This window comes from Alistipes sp., from assembly GCF_020026455.1.
Taxonomy (GTDB): Bacteria; Bacteroidota; Bacteroidia; order Bacteroidales; family Rikenellaceae; genus Alistipes.
This window is the reverse complement of the sequence record NZ_JAHHQJ010000003.1, coordinates 156129-183086: the sequence shown is the minus strand read 5'-3', so window position 1 is coordinate 183086 and position 26958 is coordinate 156129. Positions and strand designations below refer to the sequence as shown.

Genomic DNA, 26958 nt, shown 5'->3' with positions numbered 1-26958 from the left:
ATTCCAATATTTTCCCTTGCTACAGAGCAAAGAGATGAAATTTGTTGTAAATTCTGAAACTTGGATTGTTTTTCGGTGATTATGAAATCCCGGAGGACAACTGTTGTGGTCAAAAGAACCCCCGGCAGCATATTTCTGCCGGGGATTCTGATTGTCGGAAGATTTTGATGATTACTTGGGAATAACCGGGATCTCCATGCTCGCGGATTTTACACCCGAGGCCGAGACGGTGAATCGTACCGTGCCGGGCGTTCGGGCCGACCGCACGATCGCCGTGGCAGCACCACTGAATAATTTCATCCGCGACTCCCGGAACGACATCGTACAGGTCGGATCCCCGTTGGCTGTGGCCTCAAAGGTCCCCGCCCCCTCGACCCGGAACGTCATCGTCCGCGTGTCGGCCGGAACCCGGTTACCGTCGCGGTCTTCAACCTCCACGGTCACATACAGCAGGTCGTCGCCCGTCGCGACAAGCCGTTGGCGGTTGGGTGTCACGACAAGGCGGTAGACCTTCCCGGCCGTGCGGACAACTCGCTCCTCGGCAGGCCGGTTCTCCGTATCGTAGGCCACCACGCGGATCTCCCCGGGTTGGTACTTCACATCGTTCCACATCAGCCGGTAACGCTGTGCGGGATCGCCCGACGTGGCCTTTTCACGGACGCCCTGGCTCTCGCTGTTGACAAACAACTCGGCCTTCGGGTAGGAGGTATAGACAAACACCGGCGTAGTCTCGCCCTCGCGGCCCGGCCAGGTCCAGTGAGGCAGCACGTGGAGCGTCTCCTCGTGCTCGTTCCACTGCGCACGGTACAGGTAATAGCGGTCCTTGGGAAGGTATGCGAGGTCGATGATCCCGAATAGCGAACTGTGGCTCGGCCAGGCATCGGTATCGTAGGGCGATGGCTCCCCAAGATAGTCGAATCCCGTCCAGACAAACTGCCCGAGCACCCAGTCGTGGTCGTCGTCCCGTGAGAAGTCGAGGTCCGGCGTATTGGACCATGAGCAGGTCTCGTTGTCGTAGCTCGATGACTGGTGGTCGTCGTGCAGCACCACGTTGTGCTCAGCGAAGGTGACCGGGAAGTGGTAGATGCCGCGCGACGAGACCGTCGAGGCGGTTTCCGAGCCGAGGATCTGGCGCTGCGGAAGGCGTTCGTAGGCTTCGTCGTAGAATTGCGGCTTGTAGTTGAATCCCGGGATGTCGAGGGCCGCGGCGAAGCCGTTGTCCAGTACGGCGCCGATCTGGTCCATGCCGCAGGTAACGGGGCGCGTCGGGTCGAGGCGGTGCGCCAGATCGCGCAGCATCACCAGTTCATCCATCCCGTCCGGGCCCCATTGCGACGGAACCTCGTTGCCGATCGACCACATGACTACCGACGGTGCGTTGCGGTAGGCCCGGATCATGTTCGTCATGTCGCGTTCGGCCCACTCCGCAAAAAAGCGTCCGTATCCGTTGGGTGACTTGGGGCGGAATCCCCAGTCGTCGAAGGGCTCGACCATCAGCATCATGCCCATCTCGTCGCACAGCTCGACCAGCTCGGGGGCCGGCATGTTGTGGGCCGTGCGGATGGCGTTGGCGCCCATCTCCTTCAATAGCTCGATCTGGTAACGGATCGCCGAGCGGTTGACGGCTGCTCCCAGCGGCCCCAGGTCGTGGTGGATGCAGACGCCCTTGAATTTCCTCGGTTGGCCGTTCAGGAAGAAGCCCTTCTCGGGAACGTACTCCAGCGTGCGGATGCCGAAGCGCGTGGCGTACTCGTCGAGTACCTCTCCGTCGCGTTTGATCTGCGTGCGGGCCGTGTAGAGAACCGGGGTGTCGGGCGACCACAATTGCGGATCGTTCACCAGAAAGTGCTGCGTGAAGGTCTGGCCGCGGTAGACATAGCGGTTGCGGGCCGTGGCGACCGTGTTGCCTGCGGCATCGAGAAGGTCGGTGACCAGATCGATGCTCTGATGCTTCGCAAGTCCCTCAACCTCGATCTCCAGCGCGACGCTGGCGTAATCGTCATGGACCGAGGGGGTGGTGATGTGGGTCCCCCAGACCGGAATATGGACCTTGTTCGTGGAGATCAGATGCACGTTGCGGTAGAGACCCGCCCCGGGATACCAGCGCGAAGCCTTTTCGAAGTTTTCGAGCGACACTTCGATCCGGTTTTCACCGGGTACGGCCACCGAAGTCATGTCGGCGACGAACGAGTTGTAGCCGTAGGGCCAGTAGGCGATTTCGCGGCCGTTCACCCGCACGCGGGCATTGCTCATCGCCCCGTCGAAGAGCAGCACGTGGCTCCGGTCGGTGGTGTCGGGAATCGAGATCGTCGTGCGGTAGCAGCCTTTGCCGAGGAAGGGAAGACCTCCCGTGCGGCCGGTCTTGATGGTGGCAACCTGTTCGCCGTTCTGTTCGACGGCCACCTCCTGCAGGTCGTTGTCCCGCGAGAAGGGACCGTAGATGGCCCAGTCGTGCGGAATCCGGACCGATTGCCACGACTTCTCGGCCGAGGCTTCACCTCGGGTAAACTCCCATCCGTCGTGGAGTGTAACGGCCGAGCGCGGTGATGCGGCGCGGGCAGCGGTCATGGCTCCTGGAAAAGCCATGACCGTACACAGAAAGAATATACGTCTTATCATTGTTATTGAACTTTGAAGGCATCGAGTGCTACTGTCGGGACTCCGTTGTCGAAACAGCCCATGTTATATCCGCCGTTGTAACCGGCCGGGGCCTCGGGCTCCCAGTAGAAGATACCTTCGACGTCGGCCGCCATCATCTTCTTGATGAGCAGCCTGCACGCCTCGGCCTGGTCGTGGGGCATACCGATCTCGCAGATCATGACCGGTTTGCCGTAGGTCTTCCGCAGGTGCTCGATGTTCGCCAGGCAGTCGTCGGCGACCTTTTCCCAGCCGCCCGTTTCCCCGGCCTGCTCCGCCCAGTAGGGATAGACCGACATGCCGATCATGTCGTAGCGCCCGCCGTAGTTCTCCAGAATGCCGAACATCCGGTCGTAACGCCACTGGTCGTTGCCGCCGTCGAGATGCACGATCACCTGTGCATCGGGGTAAACCTCCTTGACGGCGTCGTATCCGGCATTGTTCAGCGCCACAAGCTGGTCGGGAGCCTCGACCGAACCCATCGGGAGCAGCATTCCCGGCGTCGTTTCGTTGCCGATCTGCACCCACTCGGGGGTGACGCCGGCGGCCGAGAGGGCCTTCAACGTCGTGGAGACATGGGCGGCGACGGCTTCGCAAAGCTCTTCGAGCGCGAAGCTGCTCCATGCGGCGGGGATCTGCTGGTGGCCGGGATCGGCCCAGGTGTCGGAGAGGTGGAAATCGATCATCGTGCGCAGTCCCAGCCGTTCGGCACGACGGGCCTTCACCACCACGTCGGCCACCCCGCACCAGCCTTCGGCTGGATTGACCCACACGCGCAGACGGATGGCGTTGACGCCGCAGCAGTCGTGCAGCAACTGCATGCACTCCATCTCCTCGCGGTTCTCGCCTGGCCTGTAGAATTTCAGCCCTTCGGACTCCATCTGCGTCAGCCAACTCACGTCGGCCCCGCAGGCAAAGCCGGTCTCTTTTTCGGGAATAATGATCTCCTCTTGGCGCGGATTGGTCACGGGACCCTCCTCCGCGCAGGATGCGCCCAGCAGTGCCGAGCAGAACAGAATGGATGTTATGGTTGTCATTTTCATGGGTTATGCGGTTATTTGAGCGTATAGGCATAGGTCTGTTTCCCGAGGTCGACGGTCAGAAGGTAGGTCTGGCCGATCTCAAAGTCGTTGTCGCCGTCGAAGCCGTTCGTGGCATCCGAGTGTCCCAGACGCAGGGTGCCACTGCCGCCTCCAAAGAAGAGTCCCCAGTCGTGGTTGATCAGTACCTTCACGCCCCACGGGGCCTCCTTCTTCTTGACAAACTCCCCGACAAAGACCTCGGGATTCTCGGTGGATTGCGTCATTTCGTGCTCCGACCAGTCGTCGTTCAGTCCGGTGACGGTCACCGATTTGACGGCTGTCAGGGTATAGGTCAGGTTCTTCATGCTGAAATCCAGAATATACAGACCTGCCTCGGGAGCCGGAATGTTCGCGTTGGATTCGGCCAGCATTAGCGTGCCCGCAAGACCGGTAGATCCGGCTCCGGCGTGGTAGGCGAGGTCCCATTCCTGGGTGGAATAGACTCGGTAGCCCCATTCGGAGTCGATCCAGTGCGCTCCGCCGTAGCTCAGCGACGGTTCGTCGTAGAGCGTCAGATACTCGTCGGGCACACTGCCCCAGGTGACGAGCCCCGAGACGTAAAGCAAGGTGGCCACTTCGGGCTCCTCCGTCGCCTCGCCGGTCGTGAGCGTCCAGCACAGCGGGTTGGAGAGGTCGAGAATGAGGGCATTTTCGCCGGCCGGAACCTCGACGCTGATTGTGGACCCCGTTTCGCTGAACTGCAGGTCGTTGCTCGCACCGCCGAAGGCGACATTTTGTGCGATGGCCGGTCCCATGTCGGTCGTTTCACGGTTGTAGAGGCTACCTTGTCCCGAAATCGTGATGTTGACGGTCGCTGCGGTCGGGAGGTTTACGGGAAGTGTCCACTGCAGGGTCTTGCGATTGAATTCCATCTCACCTGAGAGGTCGCCCGCAACGGTCAGTTGGTCGATATGGAGTCCGCTCCACCATCCCTCCACCGTATTGAGGGTCGTGTAGTAGCATCCTGCGAGTCCCGGGAAATAGAAGTTCCAGTGGCTGTCGTCCGATGAGGCGTAAAAGGTCTTGCCGTCCTCGCCGAGGTTGCCCCACACGGTGTTGTTCGCCTCGCGGAACCACCAGTTCTCCCATCCGGCGACGCCCATGAAGCCCGTATAGATGCCGTTCTCCTCGGGCGATGCCAGACGCATCGAGGTCTCGCTCCAGTTGCGGTCCAGTACGGTGCCGAGTGTCAGACTGATGATATAGATCTGCACGTTGATCTCCAATACGTTGGAGTAGGTCGGAGCGATGTTGGCGCCCAACACCGACCGGAGCCGGATATAGAGAGGTGCCATCCGGTCGGCCTCGTATCCCAACCGACCGAGCAGCGTGTTCAGATCTTCGTTGAGGAACTGGTACGAACGGGCCTCCTTGTCGAGCGTGATTTCGAGCTTATTGACAAACTCGGCGTCGCTCGCCAGTTCGATGGTCTGTTCGGCGTAGTTCACGGGGGCCTGCAGCTGCGGATCGCTCAACGAGATCTGCCCGTCGCCGCTCCAGTAGAGGGTTAGGACAAGGGCGTTCGGCGTGTCGGGCTTCAGTGTGATATCGTGTGATCCGCCGCCGAGCGTGATGTCGTCCGTCGGTTCGATGTAGACCGGATCGATTTCGCTTGCGCAGGAGGCAACTCCCAAAAGCGCCGCGCAGAGTAGACTCCGGCTGAGGATGGATTGAAATATGTTTTTCATGGGCGATTCTAATAAAGCGGGTTCGAAAGGTTGGGGTTGGCCGTAAGATCCGTGTCGGGGATCGGGTAGATGTTGTAGCGGGCGTTGACCGCGCGTCCGTCCAGCGCGCCGCCCTTCCACTGCCAGAGGTAGCTGTCTGTCGTGAAGCGGTCGAAACGGATCAAGTCGGTGCGGCGCACCGATTCGAGATAGAGCTCGCGACCCCGTTCGTCGAGTAGAAAATCGAGCGTCAGGTCGGCGTCGGTGATCTTGCCGCTCTCGTCCTGCCGGTAGGCGCGCAGACGCACCTGGTTGACAAGATCCAGCGCTTCGCTGCGTGACAGCCCCGTGCCGCCGCGGAGGCAAGCCTCGGCAGCCATCAGGTAGACGTCCGCCAGTCGGAACAGTGGGTAGTCTGTCGAACAGCCCGTGGCCGCGGAGTTCGAAGCCGCCTTGCCCTCGTCGGTCAGGTTGGTGAATTTCTCGAAGAAGTAGCCCTCGGCTTGGTTGTCGATGGCTCCTGTGAAGTATTGGGTCTGCCCGTCGGTGTGGAACAGCGCCCGGCTGTCTGCCGTCGCTGCCACGTCGCCGAACTTCTCGACGATCTCACCCCGCGCCCGGAACATGCCCCAGCCGCTCGAAAGTCCGTATTTTGCGGGATCCTGTGAACTGGAGTTTCCGCACGACCCGCAGACGAGGTAGGTGCCGCCGCCCCACGTTACAGAGGTTGTGGCGTCGCATACCATGGCAAAGAGAATTTCGTGGCTCCGCTTATGGTTGTCGGCATTGAAGAGCATTGTATAGTCCGGCTCCAGGTAGAAGGCCGAATTGCCGATAATCTGTTGACAGGCCGATATGCAATCCGTGTAGTATTGCACGACGACGTTCCCGCGGTAGACGGCGCTGTTGAGGTAGAGGCGCGCCAAAAGCGCCCAGGCAACGGGCTTGCTGGCCCGGCCGTATTCATTCGTGTCGGGGAGGGCCTGCCCCGAGGCGTCGTCGACAAGGGTGGTCAACTCCGACTTGATGAAGTCGAACAGCCCCGTACCGTCGAACGCTTCGGGGATGTAGCCGCTAACGGGCGTATTCTCATCGACCTTGGGGCCCTGGTGGTAGAGGTCTAGTACCATCCAGTAGCTCAGGGCGCGCATGAAGCGCGCCTCGGCGCGATAGGTGCGGATCTCGGCCTGCTCCGAAGCCTCGAAACGGGCGATTTCGCCCTCCGTACAGTGGCGCAGGAACTCGTTGCAGAGCGAAATGTTGAAGTAAAGCCAGTAGTAGGAGTCCGACACCCAAGCATCCTTCTTGCTCCAACTTATGTAGGTCAGGTCCGAGAGGTTGTTGCCCGAGAGCCACGTGTTGGCCACCTCGTCCGTAGCGGCCTCCTGTAGGTTGAAGTAGCAGCGCGAGAAATCCTGCCCGTTAATCGTCGTCAGATCACCGTTGGCTCCGCTCTGACCCTGCCCGGCAAGGACGTATGAGGCGTAGATCTTCGCCAGCACCATCCGGTAGTTAGAGGCTAGTGTGTAGACCTCCGAGGAGGTGGTTTCGGTCGTGGGCATCTGGTCGAGGTCGCCGACACAGGATGCGGTCAGCAGCCCCAGCCCGAAAAGTGCGGTATATAGAATGGTTCGAATTTTCATGGTTGTAGGTTTAGAAGTTAAGACCGATTGTCAGCGAATAGATGCGCGGTCGGGGATAAACCGAGGAGTCTACGCCGTTGGCCGTCTCGGGATCGACGCCCGAATAGTTGGTCAGCGTGAAGACATTCTGCACTATGGCCGAGATCTGCAGGTTGAGATGCTTGCATACCTTTCCGAAGTCGTAGGTCAGCTGCAAGTTGTCCATCTTCAGGAACGAGGCGTTCTCCAGATAGTAGTCGCTCTGATACTGGCGCTTGGTGAAGCGTGTGTCGAGGAAACTGCGGTTGAGGTTGTTCAACTGGTAGTCGTTGTAGCTCATCGTTTCCCAGGCTCCCGTGTTCATCGCCATGCTGTTGAAGATATATCCGCCGAGGTTGGCGCGCAGTGAGGTTGAGAGGGCCCAGTTGCGGTACCGTACCGAAGTCGAGAATCCGAGGATCCAGTCCGGAGCCGGTGAGTGGCAGTGGTAACGGTCGTTGGTCGTGATCTCTCCGTTACCGTCCAAATCGGCGTACATACCTTCGATCGGGCGCCCCGTTTCGGGGTCGTAGAGTTGCTTGTAGAGGTAGAACGAGTAGGGGGCGTAATCCGTCGAGAAGACCTGCATCTGGTAGGCGTCGATCCACGGTCCGACCTCCGTATCGGGGCTCGGAGCTCCGGGCGTCAGAGTGAGGTTGCGGATTCGAATCTGTTGCCAGGAGGCGTTGGCGCTGGCCGTCCAACTCCAGTCCTTCGTATTGAGGATATGGGCCGTGAGGGAGAGTTCGATGCCTTGGGAGTCGACGTTGCCCACGTTTTCGAGCAGTAGCTTGTCGAAGTTCGTGCCCGCCGGAACGGGAACTGTCGCCAGAAGGTTTTCAGTCTTGCGCGTATAGTAGTCCGCCGAGAAGGTGATCCGGTTGTCATGCAGAGCCAGATCGAGGCCGTAGTTCCATGCCTTGGTCGTCTCCCACTTCAACTCGGGGTTATAGGCTTCGGGACGGTAGGTATAGACGGGGCTTCCGCCGAACTGGTATTGGGCACCGTCGAGTCCTGGCGTGTAGACAGGGATGTAGCCGTAGTTCGTGATGCCGTCCTGCTGACCCGTCACGCCGTATGATATGCGGAGTTTCAGGTCGTTGACCACCCGGCGCAGCGGTGCGAAGAACTCCTCCTTCGAGATGCGCCAGGCTAGGGCTACGGAGGGGAAGGTGCCCCAGCGATTATCCTTCGAGAAGCGCGATGAACCGTCGCGGCGCATGGTGACCGTCAGCAGATAGCGATCCATCAGGGTGTAGTTCATACGTCCGTAGTAGGAGATCAAGGCATGCCGCTGGTCGGTGGCCGCCGTCGAGGATTGTTGTACGCCATCGACGTTGAGTTCGGCGTAGAACGGCGTCGTGTACTTCCAGAACTGGTAGTCGTAACCGACCGTCAGGTCGATGTTCGAACGGATGGCCTCGATGTCGCGGTTGTAGTTGGCATAGAGGGTCAGCAGCCGGTTGTAGTTGCACTGCGGGCCATAATCATAATCGCGGCCGCCAGTCGTATAGTAGGCATAGGCCGCCTTCGGCACGTAGATGTGCCCCTCGCCCTGCGACCAGTCGTAACCTCCGGTGGCATGGAGCCGCAGCCCCTTGACCCAACGGACGTTCCAGTCGATATCGACGTTCCCGACCACGCGGTAGACATCCGACGTGGATTCGTGTTGATTCAACCGTCCTACGGCGTTGACTAGGGCACCCGTGACGGGTGCGCCGTTGTTGTCGACCGCCTCGGTGTAGCCGCCGAAGGCGTCGCTGCCCGAATAGACGGGGATCGTCGGATTGAGCGTCGCACCTCCCCAGATGGCTGAGGTGTCGGCGAAACGATTCTTGGAATAGGCTCCCTTGAGACTGATGTTGAACCGGAGGTCGTTCTGGAAAAAGGTCGGACTGAGGTTTAGGTTGCCCGTGAATCGGCGGGCGTTGTCGGTCTTGAGAATACCGTCCTGATAATAGGCTCCGGCCGAAATGCGGAAGGGTAGCCACTTGGCCGCGCGTCCCGACAGGCTGAGGTTGTTGTCCGTACCGAAGGCCAGTTGGTAGATCTCGTCGTTCCAGTCGGTGCGGGCTGTTCCCAGCAGCGATTTCTGCCGGTCGGTGCCGTACTGGTTCACGATGGAGATGAATTCGTCGGTCGAGAGCATGTCGGCCGTGCGGGTCTTCGTGGAGAGGGAGTTCGTCGTCTGGAACGAGAGCTTCAGGCCGTCACCCGAGCCCTTCTTCGTCGTGATGATGATGACGCCGTTCGAGGCACGCGATCCGTAGATGGCCGTCGAAGAGGCATCCTTCAGCACCGTCATGCTCTCAATGTCGTTGGGGTTGATCAGGCTCAGGAAGTTGCCGCTCCCGGAGACCGAGCCGCCCACCTCCATCGGTACGCCGTCGAGTACGATCAGCGGGTCGTTCGACGCGTTCAGCGAGGCACCGCCGCGGATGCGGATGGTCGATCCGGCCGTCGGTGAACCGCCGCCGTTGACGATCTGCACACCGGCGATCTTGCCGTTGACCAGCGCTTCGGGCGAAGAGATCATACCTTTGTTGAAATCCTTCTCGCTGACCGAGGCCACCGAACCGGTCAGGTCGTTCTTTTTACGGACACCGTAACCGATTACCACAACCTCCTCGACACTCTGAGCATCGGTGCGGAGTGTGATGTTCATGACATCGGCGGTGATATCAACCGTCTGCGTGACATATCCAACATAGGAGACGATTAGTTGTGCTGCAGTCGTCGGGACGTCGAGCTGATAGGCGCCGTTGAGGTCCGTGGCGGTTCCCACGGTGGTGCCGACCACTTGAACCGTGGCGCCGATAAGCGGCGTTCCGGTGTCGTCGGAGACGGTTCCTGTGATTTTTTTCGTGTTTTGGCCAAATGCGCCGGTCGGGTAGAGCAGCACTGTTGTAAGCAGGAGCCACACGCAGCGCCACAGGAGCTGCACCCCACCGGCCTTTTGCCGCCGGGCCGGAACGGGGGAATGCGATGCCATCGAATGGGGCATCCATGCGATGAGTTTAGGTTCAGTCATACTTCGTGACTTTTCAATTGGTTAGTGAATTGGGGCGAATTGGCCGGAGGTCATCCCGGCCGTCATCACAAAAGTACCGAACCCCAACGAACCCGTCTCGCACAAAAAAGACAAATCATGCAACATATGGGACATCGATCCGCATGTGTGCTTGTAGGAGGGCTTATTGGCCGGAGGTCTCCGAATATTGGCTCGGCTTGCAGCCGTATTGGGCGATGAAACATTTGGTGAAGTACGATGGCGTTCCGAATCCTACCATGTAGGCGATCTCGGCAATGGTGAACTTGTGCTGCGACAGCAGTACGACGGCCTTCTTTATGCGGATCTGGCGGATGTACTCGACCGGCGTGACGCCCGCATATTTCTTGATCAGACGGCAGAGCTGTTTATTCCCGATCCCGGTCTTTTCGCACAGCGTCTTCACGTTCAGTTCGGTGTCGTCGATATGTTCCTCGATCGTGCGGGTAACCAGATCGAGCTGACGTTCGCTGCCCGATTCGGCGACGATCGGCGTAATGGTCGTGATCTGCTCGATGCGCAGCGACTCCCGAACTGCGTTTTTCGCCTGCAGCCGCTGCTCCACCAAGGCGCGCAGCAGGGGTGCCTCAAAGGGCTTCGAGAGGAACGTGTCGATGCCGAGCCGAGCCGCCTGTGTCTCCGTCTCATTGTCCTCTCGGGCCGTCACCATGATGATCGAGATCGATGCGAAGGCCGGCATCGCCTTGATGCGCCGGCACATTTCCAGTCCCGGCATGACGGGCATCATTTCGTCGGTGAGGATCAGCTCCGGGCGGAAGGTCGGTAGCAGGGCGAGTCCGGCCCGACCGTTCGAGGCGATCTGGCACTCGTAGCGCTCCGAAAGAATATCCCGGATGAACTCGGCAACGGCCCGGTTGTCCTCGACAATGAGGACCCGGGGCCTGGACAGATCCGGGTTTGTCTCCTGTGTCGGGGTTGCGGACGCCTTGGGTGCTTCGTATGGAAGCCGGACGGTGAAGGTCGTGCCCATGTTCTCGCAACTCTCGACGCCGATCTCCCCGCCGTGCATCTCGACATAGCGCTTGACCAGATAGAGCCCGATGCCGGTCCCGTTCTTCAGTTCGGCGGTGCGCGACGAGCGGAATAGCCGCTGGAAGATCAATTGCTGCTCTCCGGCGGGGATTCCTACGCCGTCGTCCGAAACCCGGATTTCGATCGAACTGCCGATCCGTCGGATGGAGCATCCGATCGTGGCATACTCCTTCGAATAGATGCACGCATTGGAGATGAGGTTGTTGAAGACGGATTCCATCTTCACGATATCCCACTCCGCCGTCAGGGGCTCGTTGTCCGCCGTGAAGACGAAATGCACCGACGGCCAGGCCTCCGCGTAGGAGTCGAAGATGCTCCGACAGAACTCCGTGACATCGACCCGCGAGCGGATGATCGGGGCCTCCGTTTCGAGGTCCACCCGGTCGATCTCGACGGTTTTATGCACCATCTCGTTGATCCGGACGGCATTCTTGTGAATTACGTCGAGCGTGTGGCTCATCTTCTTGTCCGTGACCTCCTCGCGCAACTGGCTCACCGGGCCGAGGATCATCGAAAGCGGGGTTTTCAGTTCGTGCGAGATGTTGGTCAGGAACTCCATCTTGTGGCGGATGCTGGCCAACGTCTGGTCGCGTTCGCGCTGTTCGAGACGTTTGCGGTCGCGGCGCCGCAGCAGGACGATTGTCGAAAGCGTTGCGCCGCCGAGTACGAGTATGTAGCCTCCGATGGCATACCAGCGTGCATACCACGGCGCGAGCACCCTGACCTGTAGCTTTATCGGCGTCGCTCCGGCGTCGTAATGCTTGATGAGCAGTTCGTGGGAGCCGGACGGCAGATGCGGAACAGACAGGGTGCTCTCTCCCGGAGGCAGAACCACATAATCATCCGTAATCCCGGGGATATGGTATGCGTAGCGGTAGGTCATTACCGGGTTGCAGTTGAGCGAACTCAGTTCGATCTTCAGTTCGTCGGAGGCGGATTTCAGCGTGATGGTTGACAACTCGGTCTCCGCAAGAAACGGGGTCGACGCGACCTTTCCGTCGACGATTACCCGCATGATGTTCACGTCTTTTTTTCGGATGCCGCTGGCGATCCATGCGGGATTGACCTGAATGATTTCGTCAGTGCTCCCCAGCAGAACGTCCCCGTCGGCGGGGTCGAGGTAGATCGAGGAGTATGATCGGTCGGGAACGGGCAAAAGATTGACTTCGCCCGAATCGCTCTGCAAGGTCCATACACCCGTTGAGGTGACGATCCACAGGTTGTCTCCGACCTTTTCCAAGTCGATGATGTTGTTGCTTCCCGATCCGCTGGTCGGAAGCCGGTATACGTGGGTCTGTTCCATCTCCTGCGACACCCGCAGGAGTTTGTCGGTGGCTCCTACCCAGATCTCGTCGTCCAGGTCGATGTAGAGCGTGTTGGGGGAGTTGCCGGTCAGCTCCTTTACGCTGATGCGCTGCAGGCTGTTGTCGTCGATCCGGATCAGGGAGTCGTCCCGGAAGAGGATGGCCCACAGGGTTCCCCGGCTGTCCAGGGCGATCCGGTTGACCAGATTGTTGGGAAGCCCCGTCTCCGTATTGATCGCCTGTTGCGCCCGGCATACCTTGCAGACTCCCAGTGTTGCGGGGTCCACGGCCATGATGCCGCCCAGGTAACTGCCCACCCAAAGGTGTGCAGCGGCATCCTCGACGACGCTGTAACACCAGTTGGCATTGTATTTCCCGTCGGCGTCCTCGATGTGGAAACTCTCGAAGCGGTGACGGCGTTTGTCAAAACGGTTCAGTCCGCCGTCGGTGGCAACCCAGACCGTTCCGTTGTGGTCCTGGAAGATGTCTCGGACCCGGTTGTGCGAAAGCCCGCTGTTTGCATTCCCGGGCAGGAACCATTCTGTCTCCTCGTCCGCCGCGCGGATGATGCCGTTGGGTCCGCCGAGCCACAAGGCGCCGTCCGTGTCGCGCAGCATGGAGGAGATCTGGTTGCCGTCGCCGCGTCCGGTCATGGCGCTCAACTGGATGATATTTAGGGCCGAGGTGGTATTGGTGATCGAAAGCCCCGTGTCGGTCCCGGCCAGCAGGTTGCCTTCGGTATCGACCTTCAGTGACCAGATGATGTTGTTGGCGATGGAGCCCGGAATGCGTGAATCGTGCCGGTACAAGGTTGTTTCCTGCTCCTCGCTGAGGAGATATAACCCGTTGTCGGTCCCCGCCAGAATGTCTTTGGCACAGAGTTGCAGTGATTTGACCGAATTGCCCTTTAAATTTTCGACCACGACGCGCTGCGCCGACAGATCATAGGAGAGCAGGCTGCCTTCGGTGCCGACATGAAGGATCCAATTCCCGGGGTCGAGAGCCAGCGCATTGACAAAAATCGAGGATTTGTCTGTTCCCCGGTATTCCAGCCTGATCGGCTCGATCCGGTTGTTAGAGAGGTCGTATCGGCACAGTCCGCGATAGGTCCCGATATAGAGATGTCCCCTATCGTATAAAAGGGCATATACGGCTTCGTGAGGCAGATCCAAGGTTAATTTCCGCAATTCGTCGGTCTGGAAATCGTATTCGTACAGCCCGGACAGAGCTCCGATCCATAATTTGTCCTCCACGGAGATCATGGCGCGGATTTCGGAGGGGTTGTGATCGGTAACCGGGTATCGCACCGCTCCCGATTGGGTTTCCAGAATCCGCAAACCGTTGTTGGTGCCGAGGTAGAGCGTCCCTTTGCGGGATACGACCCCGTAGATCTGGCATTTGGGAAATCCATTGTCGGGGCCGTATCCGTATATTTTGTATCCGTCGTAACCGAAAAGGCCGTAGTCGGTTCCCAGCCAGGTCAATCCGTTTTCGGCACGCGTGATTGCATGGACCGCCATCGGCATGTTGCCGACGGAGATGTTTTTCCAGAGCAGGTGTTCCGAGGCTTGCACCTGGATCCAACATGCAAGGGTAAGGAGTATGGATGTCAAAAATCTTTTCATGATTTTGTCGCCTAAAAGTCTCAATATGCATTGAGCGGATGGCCGTGTAAACAAAATTAATTTATTTTCTCGAGAAACGCTATCGAAACAATTCGATAAACTTCGTTTTGTTCCTAATTATCTGTGTTTATTATTCAGAAAGAATTGGCAGAATAATAGAAAAATTCTGTGATATGGTACTAAAAAGTTGAATAGCCTCTTCTCCTGGACCGAGAATCTCGGGGCACGGTGGATAACCTTCGAAGCGCTCGGCAAAGAGTCGTTTGACGATGCTCTGACTGCGGTTGTGCTCCAATCCGGCGGCAGCAAGCATTTGCCGGAAGCGGTTCTCCTGCTCCTTGTTGAGCCGGAACGGGTATTTGTAACTTGGGGTCGGGATTTGAGTGTTGCATTTTTTTTGATGAGTCATTCGATAGAAGTTGTGGGGTTCGACTTGGGAGAACTCCGCACGCCTCGCTCGTGGACAACATGCTATGCTTCGTGCTTGATCTGTATGGTGATGAATTGAACGATCTTCACGAAAAGAAGAACTGTCGCCGGATATTTTAACTGCCCATCCCCTGCACGGCTTTGCTGTCGCAGTGGCTGGCCTAAAAACAATCGGGCGGAAAGGAACTTGACTGGTTCCTTTCCGCCAGGTCGGTCTCCGGTATCAGTCCGTAGGCAAAACAGGTCACGATTTGGGCTCGAACACGTTGCCTAAGAATGCATTTTCAGGAGCCGTACAAAAACGAAAAACCTTACATATCCTGAGGATACATAAGGTTTTTTGCTTGTTTTGGCGCTTTCTTTTTCTACGCCCTGGGGTGGAAGATGGGGCTCGAACCCACGACCTTCGGAACCACAATCCGACGCTCTAACCGACTGAGCTACATCCACCGTGTGATACGCATTTGTCGTATCGGGATGCAAATGTAATATGTTTTTTCGGTCCGTGCAAAAAAAACGACTGAAAAATCATCCGGAAATGAAGGAAATGACAAAATGGCAGTCGTCTCTGCTCCTTTGTCACGCAAAATCTGCCAAAAAACGGTTGGCACATCTATTGATGGGATAGAGGTTGCGAAAGCGAATAAAACAGATTATATCAAACAAATTTAAAACACAAGGCTATGAACGTAAAACCATTATCGGACCGCGTGCTGATTCTCCCGAATCCCGCGGAGGAGAAGACGGCCGGCGGATTGATCATTCCCGACACGGCAAAGGAAAAACCCCTGGCAGGTAAAGTCGTTGCGGTAGGCCCCGGAACCTCGGAGGTCAAGATGGAGGTCAAGGAGGGCGACCAGGTGCTCTACGGCAAGTATGCCGGGCAGGAGATTCAGGTCGACGGCGTGGACTACCTCATCATGAAACAGAACGATATTTTGGCAATCATCTAAAATCGATAAACAATCATGGCAAAGGATATCAAATACAACGTAGAGGCGCGCGAACTCCTCAAGGAGGGTGTCGACGCGCTGTCGAATGCCGTTAAGGTGACACTCGGCCCCAAAGGCCGCAACGTGATCATCGACAAGAAATTCGGTGCTCCGCAGATCACCAAGGACGGTGTGACGGTGGCCAAGGAGGTGGAATTGGAGGACGCGTTCGCCAACATGGGCGCCCAGATGGTCCGCGAGGTCGCTTCGAAGACCAACGACGATGCAGGTGACGGTACGACCACCGCAACCGTGCTGGCTCAGTCGATCATCGGTGTCGGCCTGAAGAACGTGACGGCCGGTGCCAACCCGATGGACCTGAAGCGCGGTATCGACAAGGCCGTTGCGACGGTCGTGGAATCGCTCAAGAAGCAGAGCCAGGAGGTCGGCTCGGATTTCGCCAAGATCGAGCAGGTAGCCACCATTTCGGCCAACAACGACGAGACGATCGGTAAGCTGATCGCCGAGGCGATGGCCAAGGTCAACAACGAGGGTGTCATCACCGTTGAGGAGGCCAAGGGAACCGAGACCCATGTCGAGGTGGTTGAGGGCATGCAGTTCGACCGCGGCTATATTTCGGCTTACTTCATCACCGACACGGAGAAGATGGAGGCACAGCTCGAGAAGCCCTATATCCTGATCACGGACAAGAAGGTTTCGACGATGAAGGAGCTGATGGGCGTGTTGGAGCCGGTGGCTCAGAGCGGACGTGCACTGCTGATCATCGCCGAGGATGTCGATGGCGAGGCCCTGTCGGCACTGGTTGTCAACAAACTCCGCGGTACGCTGAAGATCGCCGCCTGCAAGGCTCCGGGATTCGGTGACCGTCGCAAGGAGATGCTTGAGGACATCGCCGTCCTGACGGGTGCAACCGTGATCTCGGCCGACAAGGGCATGAAGATCGAGGATACGACGCTCGCGATGCTGGGTTCGGCCGACAAGGTGACGCTCAACAAGGAGAACACCACGATTGTCGACGGTGCCGGCAAGAAGGAGGAGATCGCAGCCCGTGTGGGTCAGATCCGCGCGTCGATCGAGAAGGCTACGTCGGATTACGACCGCGAGAAGCTGCAGGAGCGTCTGGCCAAGCTGGCCGGCGGTGTTGCCGTGCTTTACGTCGGAGCCGCTACGGAGGTCGAGATGAAGGAGAAGAAGGACCGTGTCGATGACGCGCTGGCCGCAACCCGCGCAGCCGTCGAGGAGGGTATCGTCCCGGGCGGCGGCGTGGCTTACATCCGTGCCACGGCGGCTCTCGAAGGCATGAAGGGCCAGAACGAGGACCAGACGACGGGTATTCAGATCGTGAAACGCGCCATTGAGGAGCCGCTCCGCCAGATCGTCGAGAACGCCGGCGGCGAGGGTTCGGTGGTTGTCAACAAGGTGAAGGAAGGCAAGGATGCCTTCGGCTACAACGCCCGCGACGACAAGTATGAGGACCTGCTGAAAGCCGGTATCATCGACCCGACGAAGGTGTCGCGCGTAGCGCTGGAGAACGCCGCGTCAATCGCTTCGATGTTCCTCACCACGGAGTGCGTGCTGGCCGAGAAGAAGTCCGACGCTCCCGCCATGCCAGCAATGCCCGCAGGCGGTATGGGCGGCATGATGTAACGGACTTGCATCGATAAGCGGATATTTCCGCACACCCCTCGAACGGGACGAATGGAAGGTACCTCGGGTACGGATCCATCCGTCCCGTTCTTCGTGATGCCCGGGAGATCCCGGTCCGAGCCCTGCATTCGGGGCGGGTGCGGGACGGGGCGGGGCGGGGGCTCGCTCTGCGGTCTTCCAGCGGAAAGAGGGGGAATTCCGGGTCGGGGCGTGCATTCGGGCCGGGGCGGTTTCGTTTTGCCGCCTGTTTTTTGTACCTTTGCGGCGAAAAAATGCACGCTATGAAAAAAGGAATACTCTATGCCATGCTGGCCTCGGTATTGTGGGCGATTGTCAATCCGTTCATCAAGCAGGGGCTGAGCTACGATTTTACGCCGATGAATTTCGCGGGTCTGCGCTTCACCATTGTCGGGATCATTCTCTTCGCCTACACCTGGCATCGCGGCATGTGGTGCGAGATCATGCACCACCGGAGGCTCTTCGCCAATCTGATTCTGATCAACATGTTCCTGGGCTATACGGCTTTCTATTTCGGGGTCGATTTCGTCAGCGGGGCCATCGGTTCGATCGTCATGGGCCTCACGCCGCTGATCAACGTGCTGCTGGCGCATCTCGTGGCCAGCAACGACCGTCTGAACCGGTACAAGGTCGTGAGCCTTGCGGTGAGCCTCGCGGGGCTGCTGCTGATCGTCGGTACGGGCAGCGACGGTTCGCCGCTCGACTGGCGCGGCATCGGGGGTATCGTCCTGCTGCTGGCCTGCATTCTGTTCCAGGGCTATTCCGCGATCTCGGTTTCGGAGGACAAGGGCAAGGTCGACCCGATTTTCCTGAATGCCGTGCAGATGTTCTTCGGCGGCCTGCTGATCTACGGCGTAGGGGTCTCGGCGGAGGGTTTTCACCCCTTCTGGGCCAAACCCTTTGGGTTCTATGCCAGTCTCGGCGTGCTGGTCTTCATCTCGGTCTTCGCCTTCAGTTTCTGGTTCATGGCCCTGCGCACGAAGGGGGCGAAGGTCAGCGACATCAACATGTGCCGTTTGATCAATCCCGTCCTGGGGGCGGTGCTCAGCTGGATCATGCTGCCCGGCGAATACCCCGATTTCAGCACCGTGGCGGGTATGGTGGTCATCGTCAGCTCGCTGCTCATCTACTTCCGGGGCGAGACAATCGTGCAACGCTGGCAGCAGCGCCGGCATTGACGCGAAACGGACCGTCCCCGAAAGGAACGGTCCGTTTTCTTTTGCTGTGGAGGCCGGTTTTATTGCTCCTTGCCGCATTTGCAGTTCAGCATCTTCCAGACGCCTGCCGACAGGGCGGCTCCGATGAACGGCGCTACGATGAACAGCCACAGCTGGCTGAGTGCCGTGCCTCCTGCGAAAATCGCCGGGCCGAAACTGCGGGCCGGGTTTACGGAGGTTCCCGTGATCGGAATGCAGACGATGTGCACCAGCACCAGCGTCAGGCCGATAGCCAGTCCGGCCAGGTTGCCCGCGCCTTTCTCGCTGTCGGTCGCGCCGAGGACCACGAGTACGAAAATGAAGGTGAAGACCACCTCGGCGATCAGCGCCTGCACCATTTCGCCTTCGCCGAAGCCGTTGGCACCCGTTGCGGTTGTTGCGCCGTAGGCTCCCGTCGAGGTGAGCAGCCAGATGATCGCCGATCCGATCAGGGCACCGGCAAACTGGCCCACCATGTAGCCGGCGGCGTCCTTGCCGCTCATGCGTTTCGAGAGCCACACGCCGAGCGTGATGGCCGGATTGATGTGGCAGCCTGAAATGCCGCCGATGCAATAGGCCATCGCTACGACGGAGAGACCGAAGGCGAACGCCACAGCCAGAATTTCGGCCGGGGCGTCGCAACCCAGAAATACGGCGCTTCCGCAGCCCATCAGAGTGAGAACCATGGTTCCCACCATTTCTGCAAAATATTTCTTCATGATCATTGGGGTTTAGAGGACTGATGTCCTGTTTGCTTATACAAATATACGAAAAAAGAGCGGAAAGGGTGCAGAAAAAAGTGCTAAAAATTGATGACACCTCCGGGCGGGCGGCGTTTTCGGCGGACCTACGGCATCCATTCCAGGATCCCTTCGATGGGGTTGGCCGCGCGCCAAGTCTCGAATTCGGCATAGGTGCGCACGCCGTCGCGAAGGACCGCCCGGTAGTATTCAACGCCCGGGATCTTCACCTCGTCGGGAGTGTCGTACTTGAGTTGCAGGATGGTGCGGCGCGTCTCGTCGGTCAGCACCGAGGCGATCCGGTCGGCCACGCGTTCGAAGTAGCCGTCCCACGCCGAGCCGCGGGGCATGTGGATCATGTCGATCTGCCAGAGCCTTTCGTCTGCGTCGGCATACCACGCATGCCACTCGAGGCACTGGTCCCGCGTGTCGAGCAGGTTGGTCAGCTCGATGCGGCGGATGCGGGGATTTTCGGCCAGCCGGGCCATGGCGGCGAAGCTGTCGGCCACGCGCAACGGGGCCGAGTAGATGTGGTAGTCGATGTCGCGGTGCTTCATCAGCAGTCCCGTGCGGAGCGAGCCTATGAGGTTGGGTTCGGCGCCCACCGAGCGCCAGACGGCTTCCAGATCGGTGTCGCGGATGATCTCGCGGGCCCGCTGTCGGTTGGCGGCCGCAAGGTCGAGGATGTCGGTCATGGCATGTTCTTTTTGGGGTATATAACGGCGCCGGAGCGGTCGCGCTCCGGCGTGTGGAATCGGTTGCGTGCGGCTATTTGCCCAGCAGGATGCGGGCCTGGGCCAGGGCGGCGTCGGTGATCTCCGAGCCGGAGAGCATTTTGGCGATCTCGGTCACACGCTCCTCGTCGTTGAGGCGTGTGATGTCGGTGCGCCCGCCGCGCTTGTAGACCACGAAATGGGCCGTGCCCTTCGATGCGACCTGCGGCAGGTGGGTGATGTCCACCACCTGTATCGAGCCCGAGAGCGAGGCGATGATTTCGCCCATGGCGTCGGCGATGCGGCCCGAAACGCCCGTGTCGATCTCGTCGAAGATGATTGTCGGCAGCTGCATCCGTTCGGCCAGCAGGGCCTTCAGGGCCAGCATCACACGCGAAAGTTCGCCGCCCGAGGCGATGCGCTCGACGGGTTGCGGCGTCATCCGCGGATTGGCCGTGAAGAGGAATTGCACGCTGTCGCGGCCCGTGCGCCCCGGTTCCGCGAGGGGGAGCAGGGCGATGCGGAAAACCGTCTCGGCCATGCCCAGCCGGGCGAGGGTTGCGAGGATGTGTTTCTCGAATCCGGAGGCAGCCTTTTCGCGCGCCTTGTGCAGGCGGTCGGCCAGCGCCGCGGTCTTTGCGGATGCCTCTGCGAGGGCCGCTTCCGCCCGGGCGATCTCCTCGTCGCTGTGGACGATGGCTGCGAGTTGTGCGACGCAGCTATCGCGCAGGGCGATCAGTCCCACCTCGTCCGCCGCGCGGTGTTTCTGTTGCAGGGCGATCAGCGTGTCGAGCCGCGCCGAGCATTTCGCCAGCCGTTCGGGGTCGGCATCGAGCCGTTCGCAGGCGGCGGCAGCCGAGCCGTTGATGTCCTTGAGTTCCTCCAGCACCGAGCGCAGCCGTTCGGCGTATTCTCCGGCGGCGGGGTAGTGGCTGCGGATGTGGTTGAGTTCGTTCTCCGAATTCTTGAGTTGCGCCAGCACCCCGCTCTCGTCGGTGTCGAGGGCATTGCGCAGGGAGGTCAGCGCTTCGCCGATGCGGTCGGCATTTTCGAGCACCGTCAGTTCCTCCTCCAGTTCGGCCTGTTCGCCGGGGCGCAGGTCGGCGGCCGTCAGCTCCTCGGTTTGGAAGCGGAGCCACTCCTCGTCGCGGCGGCCCTTGGCGGCCTCCTCGCGCAGGGTCGCAAGCTGGCGGCGCAGTTCCGTGAGCCGAGCATACTGCGCGGCATACTGTGCCAGCAGCTCCCCGTTGGCCGCCACGGTGTCCAGAGCCGAGGTCCGGAACTCCTCCGACGAGAGAATCAGATTCTGGTGTTGCGAGTGGATGTCCAGCAGGCGAGTGCCCAGTTCGCGCAGCTGCGCCAGCTGCACGGGGACGTCGTTGACGAAGGCGCGGCTCTTGCCCGCAGGGGTGATCATGCGTGTCAGGGTCGTCTCGGGGGCATAGTCGAGGTCGTTCTCGTCGAAGAACGCCTCCAGACCGCTCCCCGTGATCTCGAAAGTCCCCTCCACCGTGCAGTTGCGCGTTGCGTCCTTCATCGCCTGCCCGTCGTTCTTGGCTCCGAGCAGCAGGCCCAGGGCCCCGAGCAGAATGGATTTGCCGGCTCCGGTCTCACCCGTGATGATGTTCAGGTGGGGATCCAGCTCCATTTCGAGCTTGTCGATGAGCGCATAGTTTTCGACCGACAGACGGCGTAGCATACCAATTCGGAATTAAGAATTCAAAAGTAAGAATTAAAAACGAAAAAACGAAGCCCGCGGGGCCCTGTTGCGTGCTATTGGGCGAAGAACTTTGCGATGCGTTCGGCGATGCGTCCGGCGACTTCACGCTTCGACAGCAGGGGAAGCTCTTCGCGGCCAGCGGCATCGATGAGGGTCACCTTGTTCGTATCGCCGCGGAAGCCGGCTCCGGCGTCGCGCAGCGAGTTGAGAACGATGAAGTCGAAATTCTTCTTTTCGAGTTTGGCTTCGGCATGCGCCTGTTCGTCGTGGGTTTCCAGGGCGAATCCCACCAGCAGGCGGCTGCCCTTGCGTGCTCCGAGTTCGGCGGCGATGTCGCGCGTGCGGCGCAGGGGAATGTACATGTCGCCGTCGCATTTCTTGATCTTGGTCTCCGAAACCCGGTCGGGGGTGTAGTCGGCCACGGCGGCGCACATGACAGCCCCGTCGGCCCCGTCGAAGGCCTGGACCGCAGCCTCGTACATCTCGGCGGCCGAGAGTACGTCCACTCGCTCCACGCCCGCAGGCGTCGGCAGCGAGGTGCGGCCCGTGACAAGCTTTACGCAGGCGCCTCTGGCGGCCAGTTCCCCGGCAATGGCATAGCCCATTTTGCCCGAGGAGTGGTTCGAGATGAACCGCACGGGGTCGATGGCTTCGATCGTGGCTCCAGCCGTGACGATCAGTCGTTTACCCTGCAGGCTCTTTTTTTTTTCGCAGAGAAGATCGCTGACGAATGCGACGATCGCATCGGGTTCGGCCATGCGGCCCTTGCCCTGAAGACCACTGGCCAGTTCGCCTTCGCCCGGCTCGACGATCCGCACGCCGCGTCGGGCAAGTGTCCGGAGGTTCTGCTGCGTGGCTTCGTGGGCATACATGTCCAGATCCATGGCCGGGGCCACGGCGACCGGACAGCGCGCCGAGAGGTAGGTGGTCAGCAGCAGGTTGTCGGCGATGCCGCAGGCCATTTTGGCCAGGGTGTTGGCCGTGGCCGGGGCGATCAGGTAGCAGTCGGCCCATTCGCCCAGCGACACATGGGAGTTCCACGCTCCGTTTTCGGGATCGAAGAACTCCACCAGAATCGGGTTCTTCGAGAGCGTGGCCATCGTCAGGGGGGTGATGAACTGCTTTGCCAGCGGGGTCATCACCACGCGCACCTCGGCGCCGGCCGTCTTCAATAAACGACAAAGCATGGCAGCCTTGTAGGCCGCTATGCTACCCGTGATACCCAGCAGTATGTGGCGTCCCGCCAGCGGGGGACACGTCTCCGGGGATGTCATTGCGTGCGGATGTTAGATCTCCTTCAACTCGCCGTCCTTGCCCTCCTTGTAGACCAGTTCGTGGTCGAGGAACTCCTCGGTGGCGATGATCACCGGTTTGGGCAGGCGCTCGTAGTAACGCGAAATCTCGATCTGCTCGCGGTTCTCGAAGGTCTCCTCCATGGTGTCGGTGGGCGATGAGAAGTCGGCGAGCTTGCGATTGAGCTCCGTCTTGAGTTCGGTCGAGATCTGGTTGGCGCGGCGGGCGATGATGTTGATGCTTTCGTAGACGTTGCCCGTCTCCCGGTCCAGATCCACCAGCTTGCGCGTGACGGTGTTGTTGGGAATGTTCTTCTTGATTTCCATCTTATATGTTGTTGTCCTTGTTATTGCGGTCGAGGTAATCGCGGGCCTGCTGGGCCATGCGGTCGAGGTTCTTGATATGTTTCGATTCGGGGAACTCCTCCTTGAACGAGAGGTAGGAGTCGAGCATCGACAGGTAGCGGTCGGTCTGCTTGGAGGAGATCGAATTGCTGGCCAGGTGGTAGCCCGAATCGACGATCAGATACATGATCTCTTCGCGGTGCTTGCTCTCGGGGTATTGTTTCAGCGCGTTCTTGAAGGCCACGATCGCCGACTTGTATTTGCCCGTTTTATAATAGGTGTAGGCATTCAGGTAGGCCTTCTCGTGGAGCCGCTCGGTCAGCTCGGTGTCGATTTTCCGGAAGTTCTCGACACGGTCGCTCTGCGGGTAGCGCGATATGAATTCGTTGATGGCGATCAGCGCGTGCCCGGTCATCGTCTGGTCGCGCGAGGGACCCGGCGAGAGGTAGTAGAAGCAGAGCGCATACATGCCCTCGGCGTCTTCGATGAAGGCGCTGCGGCCGAATTTGCGGCGGAAGTCGTCCAGCAGGGCCGATGCCGTGTCGAAATCGCGGTTCTTGTATTTGCAGCGGGCATTGAAGAACAGGACGCTGTCCTCGCGCGACGTGCCCGCGTAGTAATGCTGCACGCCCTCGAAAAGGGTCGAGGCGCGTTGCCATTTCTCCTTCTGATAGTACTCCAGCGCCTTGCTGTAAATCAGTTCGGGCTGCCCGCTTTTCAGAAGGGCATTCATCCCGGAGCATCCTCCGAGGAGGATCGCAACCGCCACTCCGCAAAGGGCGTATAAAAAAGTCTGCTTCATTTATGAATCTTTTACGGCGCTTTATCGCACAAAGTTACGCATAAATTAACGATTTGCAAAAAAAAATATTGCTTGCGGCGACAGCGGAGGAGTGCAGTGCGGTTTCGGGGTGTGGCGAACCGGTGTATTTGCGGTCGGTTGCTGTCGGTTGCGGTGCGTGCCGGGGAAGGCGAGCGCGGACGGGTGCGGCGGGGGCGTGGCGGGCCGGTGGTCGGGCGCGGACGGGTGCGGCATGGGAGCGGGCGGCGGCGGAGGGAGGAGAGCCGGCGAGCGGTGAGAGCGGGAAAATGGGCGGGGCCTTCGGAACCGGAGCCTTCTGAACCGGGGGGGCGTCAGGGGCGGAATCACATCAGGGGCGATACGAGCCGGAGCGCGTCGCCCAGCGTCCGGCGCCACAGCGGCGGCCTCCATTCGGCGGGGGTGATGCGTCGGCACGAGGCGAGGTCGTTGTCGAAGGTCGCAGCCAGTTGCCGGACCGTCGCGCGGTCGCGGATGAAGGCCGTGACTTCGAGATTGTCCGTCAGGCTGCGGTAGTCCATGTTTGCGGTTCCGACCGAGGCCAGCGTGTCGTCGACGATCACCAGTTTGGCGTGCAGGAATCCGTTGTCGTAGCGGTAGAGTTCGACGCCGGCGTCGAGCAGGTCCGCGACGTAGGAGTCGGAGACCAGGTCCGAGAGCGGCGAGTCGCTGCACGTGGGGATCATCACTTCGACCCGGATGCCGCCCCGCGCCGCAAGGCGCAGCGCATCGAGAATTAGCGTCGGGGGCAGGAAGTAGGGGGAGCAGATGCGCACCCGCCGTCTGGCCCGGACGACGGCCGCCGCGAACGCGTCGGCGATGGTCAGCCGCGAAGGACCCTCTTCGGACCAGGCCAGCTGGATCGGCAGGCGCTGCCGGATGCCGTGCGGGGCGACGTAGCGGCGCAGGTCGAGGCATTCGTGTGTGACCCGGGCCCAGTCGGCGATGAAGAGCCGCTGCATGTCCTTCACGGCATCGCCCTCGATGCGGAGATGCTCGTCGCGCCACTTGCCCATGTCGTTCCCGTCGAGGTAGTATTTCGCGATATTGATGCCGCCGAGGAAGGCGATACGGCCGTCCGTGACGACTATTTTGCGGTGGTTGCGGCGCGATACGCGTGTGGAGAACCACGGGAAGCGTACCGTTTCGAAGGCGGCCGTGCGGATTCCGGCGTCGTGCATGCGGCGCAAAGTCGTGCGGCTGAGCCGCCACGAACCCACGGCATCGTAGATGACGCGCACTTCCAGCCCGGCGCGGGCCTTGCGGATCAGAATTTCGGCGATGGTGCGCCCGATGCGGTCGTCGCGGATGATGTAGTACTCCATGTGTATCGAGCGGGCGGCGTGCTGCAGGGCGGCGATCAGGGCCGTGAAGGCGTTGCTGCCGTTGTGCAGCAGGCTGACGCTGTTGCGGGGTGCGGGGCGGGTTCCGCAGCCGCGGGCGACGATCTGTTCCACGGCATCGCCCCGGCAGATGCAGGGTTCTGGCGCCGGGATCGCACGGCGGTGTCCGGCCAGCACGTAGAGCAGCGTGCCGGCGACGGGAAGCAGGAAAACCAGTGCCAGCCAGGCGGCTGCCGAGGCCGGTATCCGTTGGCGACGCGTGATGACGAAGGCCGCGCCGAGGGTCCACAGCAGGTGAAGCGTAAGGGCGATGTACATACCCCGCAGGGCAGGCACGATCCGTGCCACGGAGCGCGAAAAAAGATTTGGAAATATGGATTTTACTTCCTATCTTTGTCTATACAATAGCAACGGGGTTCTGGCCTTTTTGGGTCGGGATTCTTGTTTTTTTACGTTTTTATTCGGTTTTTTGGAATTTCCGGCTCCGGCGGGAGATTCCGGAGAGTTGTTGAATTATGGCACAAGAGATTATTTACCTGACAGCGGAGGGTTACAAGAAAATTAAGGACGAACTCGAACACATGCGTTCCGTCGAGCGTCCGGCGATTTCGGCGGCGATCGCCGAAGCGCGCGACAAGGGCGATCTTTCGGAGAATGCGGAGTACGATGCCGCCCGTGAGGCACAGGGCCTGCTGGAGATGCGTATCGCCAAACTGGAGGATACGATAGCCAATGCCCGAGTGATCGACGAGTCGAAGATCGACAAGAGCAAGGTGCAGATTTTGAGCAAGGTGACGCTGCTGAACCACAACAATCAGAAGCAGGTGACCTACACGATCGTCGCCGAGCACGAGGCGAATCTGCGCGAGGGCAAGCTGGCGATCGGCACGCCCATCGCAAAGGCGTTGCTGGGCCGCAAGAAGGGCGACCGTGTGGATGTGGAGGTTCCGGCCGGCACGATCCATTTCGAGATCCTCGACATCAGCATTTGAGCCTCCCGGCTTTTTTCGGGGGCGTCCGCTTCCCCCGGGGGGCCGGACCAGACATACATCCTCGTTCGGAGGTATTTTTGCAGGGGTCGCGACAAGCGGCCCCTTTTTTTATGTCGCTAACCGTGCGTGTGATACGTCTTTGTCTGGGGTGTCCTGCGACTTTGTGGCTGTTCCGCCCCTGCCGCTTCCCGTGGCCTTGACAGGCGTTTTCGGACCGGCGGGGGGCGATCCGATCGGGGCGGGGAGTTGTGCGGCAGGGTTGCGTTTGCGCCCGCTGCCGTCACCGTTCGGGCCGCTCGATTGGATCAGATGTCAGTGCCGGGCGCGACTGGGACTTTCGGGGGCCGTTTTCGGGGCGAAGGGAACCGGAAACACTTGCTGTCGGTTGTTGACGACTGCTGCCGGTTTCGGGGCGGATTGGACATGTCGGGTGTGTCGAATGTGTCGGGGCGGATTGGGAGTGTTGAGCGTATCGAACGTGTTGGGGCGGATTGGGTCTGTCGGGCCTGCCGGGTCTGTCGGGCGGATGGGGGTGCGTGTAGCTTGAGGTTCGTGCCGTGTAGCTTGTGGCGCATGATCTGTGGCGCATGATCTGAGGTGTGTGGCATGCGGCCCGTGACCCGTGACCCGTGACCTGTGGCTCGGGCTGCATCTGCGCGGGTCTGCGGGGTT

The 26958-nt window shown here is 60.0% G+C and carries 17 protein-coding genes, 1 tRNA gene and 2 pseudogenes; 5 read left to right on the top strand and 15 right to left on the bottom strand.

Annotated features, from left to right (window positions below):
• Positions 1-171 precede the first annotated feature (171 nt).
• The 7 genes and pseudogenes from QZ460_RS02910 to QZ460_RS02880 all read right to left on the bottom strand — a co-directional run.
• The gene (locus QZ460_RS02910) at positions 172-2619 is read right to left on the bottom strand and encodes a glycoside hydrolase family 2 TIM barrel-domain containing protein (protein WP_290540098.1); all 2448 of its coding nucleotides are present in this window, start codon (positions 2617-2619) and stop codon (positions 172-174) included.
• A gap of 2 nt (positions 2620-2621) precedes the next feature.
• On the bottom strand, positions 2622-3674 hold the full coding sequence (locus tag QZ460_RS02905) for a glycosyl hydrolase 53 family protein (protein ID WP_290540097.1): 1053 nt from the start codon (positions 3672-3674) through the stop codon (positions 2622-2624).
• Between the two features lie 17 nt (positions 3675-3691).
• Positions 3692-5407, bottom strand: a complete 1716-nt coding sequence (locus QZ460_RS02900) for a DUF5114 domain-containing protein (protein WP_290540096.1) — start codon at positions 5405-5407, stop codon at positions 3692-3694.
• Positions 5408-5415: 8 nt separating this feature from the next.
• A complete protein-coding gene (locus tag QZ460_RS02895) occupies positions 5416-7029 on the bottom strand; it encodes a RagB/SusD family nutrient uptake outer membrane protein (RefSeq protein ID WP_290540095.1) in 1614 nt (537 codons plus the stop codon).
• Between the two features lie 10 nt (positions 7030-7039).
• Complete coding sequence (locus QZ460_RS02890) at positions 7040-10078, bottom strand: TonB-dependent receptor (protein WP_290540094.1); 3039 nt, start codon at positions 10076-10078, stop codon at positions 7040-7042.
• A gap of 163 nt (positions 10079-10241) precedes the next feature.
• Entirely contained in the window at positions 10242-14078 is a 3837-nt protein-coding gene (locus QZ460_RS02885) for a hybrid sensor histidine kinase/response regulator (RefSeq protein ID WP_290540093.1), read from the bottom strand.
• Positions 14079-14319: 241 nt separating this feature from the next.
• Positions 14320-14487 (bottom strand): annotated as a pseudogene (locus tag QZ460_RS02880) (mobilization protein); the annotation flags it as partial.
• Positions 14488-14531: 44 nt separating this feature from the next.
• On the opposite strand from QZ460_RS02880, the pseudogene QZ460_RS10200 reads away from it, so the two are divergent.
• Positions 14532-14627, top strand: a pseudogene (locus tag QZ460_RS10200) (DUF3408 domain-containing protein); the annotation flags it as partial.
• Between the two features lie 253 nt (positions 14628-14880).
• On the opposite strand, the gene QZ460_RS02875 reads toward QZ460_RS10200, so the two are convergent.
• Positions 14881-14957: transfer RNA gene (locus tag QZ460_RS02875), tRNA-His, on the bottom strand.
• Between the two features lie 233 nt (positions 14958-15190).
• On the opposite strand from QZ460_RS02875, the gene QZ460_RS02870 reads away from it, so the two are divergent.
• From QZ460_RS02870 to QZ460_RS02860, 3 genes are all read left to right on the top strand, one after another.
• On the top strand, positions 15191-15460 hold the full coding sequence (locus QZ460_RS02870; RefSeq protein ID WP_022062262.1) for a co-chaperone GroES: 270 nt from the start codon (positions 15191-15193) through the stop codon (positions 15458-15460).
• A 15-nt stretch (positions 15461-15475) separates the two neighbouring features.
• Entirely contained in the window at positions 15476-17107 is a 1632-nt protein-coding gene (gene groL / locus QZ460_RS02865) for a chaperonin GroEL (RefSeq protein WP_290540092.1), read from the top strand.
• A gap of 281 nt (positions 17108-17388) precedes the next feature.
• Complete coding sequence (locus QZ460_RS02860) at positions 17389-18303, top strand: DMT family transporter (RefSeq protein WP_290540091.1); 915 nt, start codon at positions 17389-17391, stop codon at positions 18301-18303.
• A 59-nt stretch (positions 18304-18362) separates the two neighbouring features.
• Here the strand turns inward: QZ460_RS02860 and QZ460_RS02855 are convergent, their stop codons facing one another.
• From QZ460_RS02855 to cls, 7 genes are all read right to left on the bottom strand, one after another.
• Positions 18363-19040: an MIP family channel protein gene (locus tag QZ460_RS02855; protein ID WP_290540090.1), complete on the bottom strand. Its 678-nt coding sequence runs from the start codon at positions 19038-19040 to the stop codon at positions 18363-18365.
• A 128-nt stretch (positions 19041-19168) separates the two neighbouring features.
• Complete coding sequence (locus QZ460_RS02850) at positions 19169-19756, bottom strand: phosphoglycerate mutase family protein (protein WP_290540089.1); 588 nt, start codon at positions 19754-19756, stop codon at positions 19169-19171.
• A gap of 73 nt (positions 19757-19829) precedes the next feature.
• On the bottom strand, positions 19830-21473 hold the full coding sequence (recN, locus tag QZ460_RS02845; RefSeq protein ID WP_290540088.1) for a DNA repair protein RecN: 1644 nt from the start codon (positions 21471-21473) through the stop codon (positions 19830-19832).
• 74 nt (positions 21474-21547) lie between these two features.
• Positions 21548-22768: a bifunctional phosphopantothenoylcysteine decarboxylase/phosphopantothenate--cysteine ligase CoaBC gene (coaBC, locus tag QZ460_RS02840; protein ID WP_290540087.1), complete on the bottom strand. Its 1221-nt coding sequence runs from the start codon at positions 22766-22768 to the stop codon at positions 21548-21550.
• Between the two features lie 12 nt (positions 22769-22780).
• The gene (locus tag QZ460_RS02835) at positions 22781-23113 is read right to left on the bottom strand and encodes a DNA-directed RNA polymerase subunit omega (protein ID WP_290540086.1); all 333 of its coding nucleotides are present in this window, start codon (positions 23111-23113) and stop codon (positions 22781-22783) included.
• A gap of 1 nt (position 23114) precedes the next feature.
• Entirely contained in the window at positions 23115-23933 is an 819-nt protein-coding gene (gene bamD / locus QZ460_RS02830) for an outer membrane protein assembly factor BamD (RefSeq protein WP_290540085.1), read from the bottom strand.
• A 344-nt stretch (positions 23934-24277) separates the two neighbouring features.
• Positions 24278-25642: a cardiolipin synthase gene (gene cls, locus QZ460_RS02825; RefSeq protein ID WP_290540084.1), complete on the bottom strand. Its 1365-nt coding sequence runs from the start codon at positions 25640-25642 to the stop codon at positions 24278-24280.
• A gap of 167 nt (positions 25643-25809) precedes the next feature.
• Here cls and greA point away from each other — a divergent pair, with 167 nt between their 5' ends.
• Entirely contained in the window at positions 25810-26286 is a 477-nt protein-coding gene (gene greA / locus QZ460_RS02820) for a transcription elongation factor GreA (RefSeq protein WP_290540083.1), read from the top strand.
• Positions 26287-26958 lie beyond the last annotated feature (672 nt).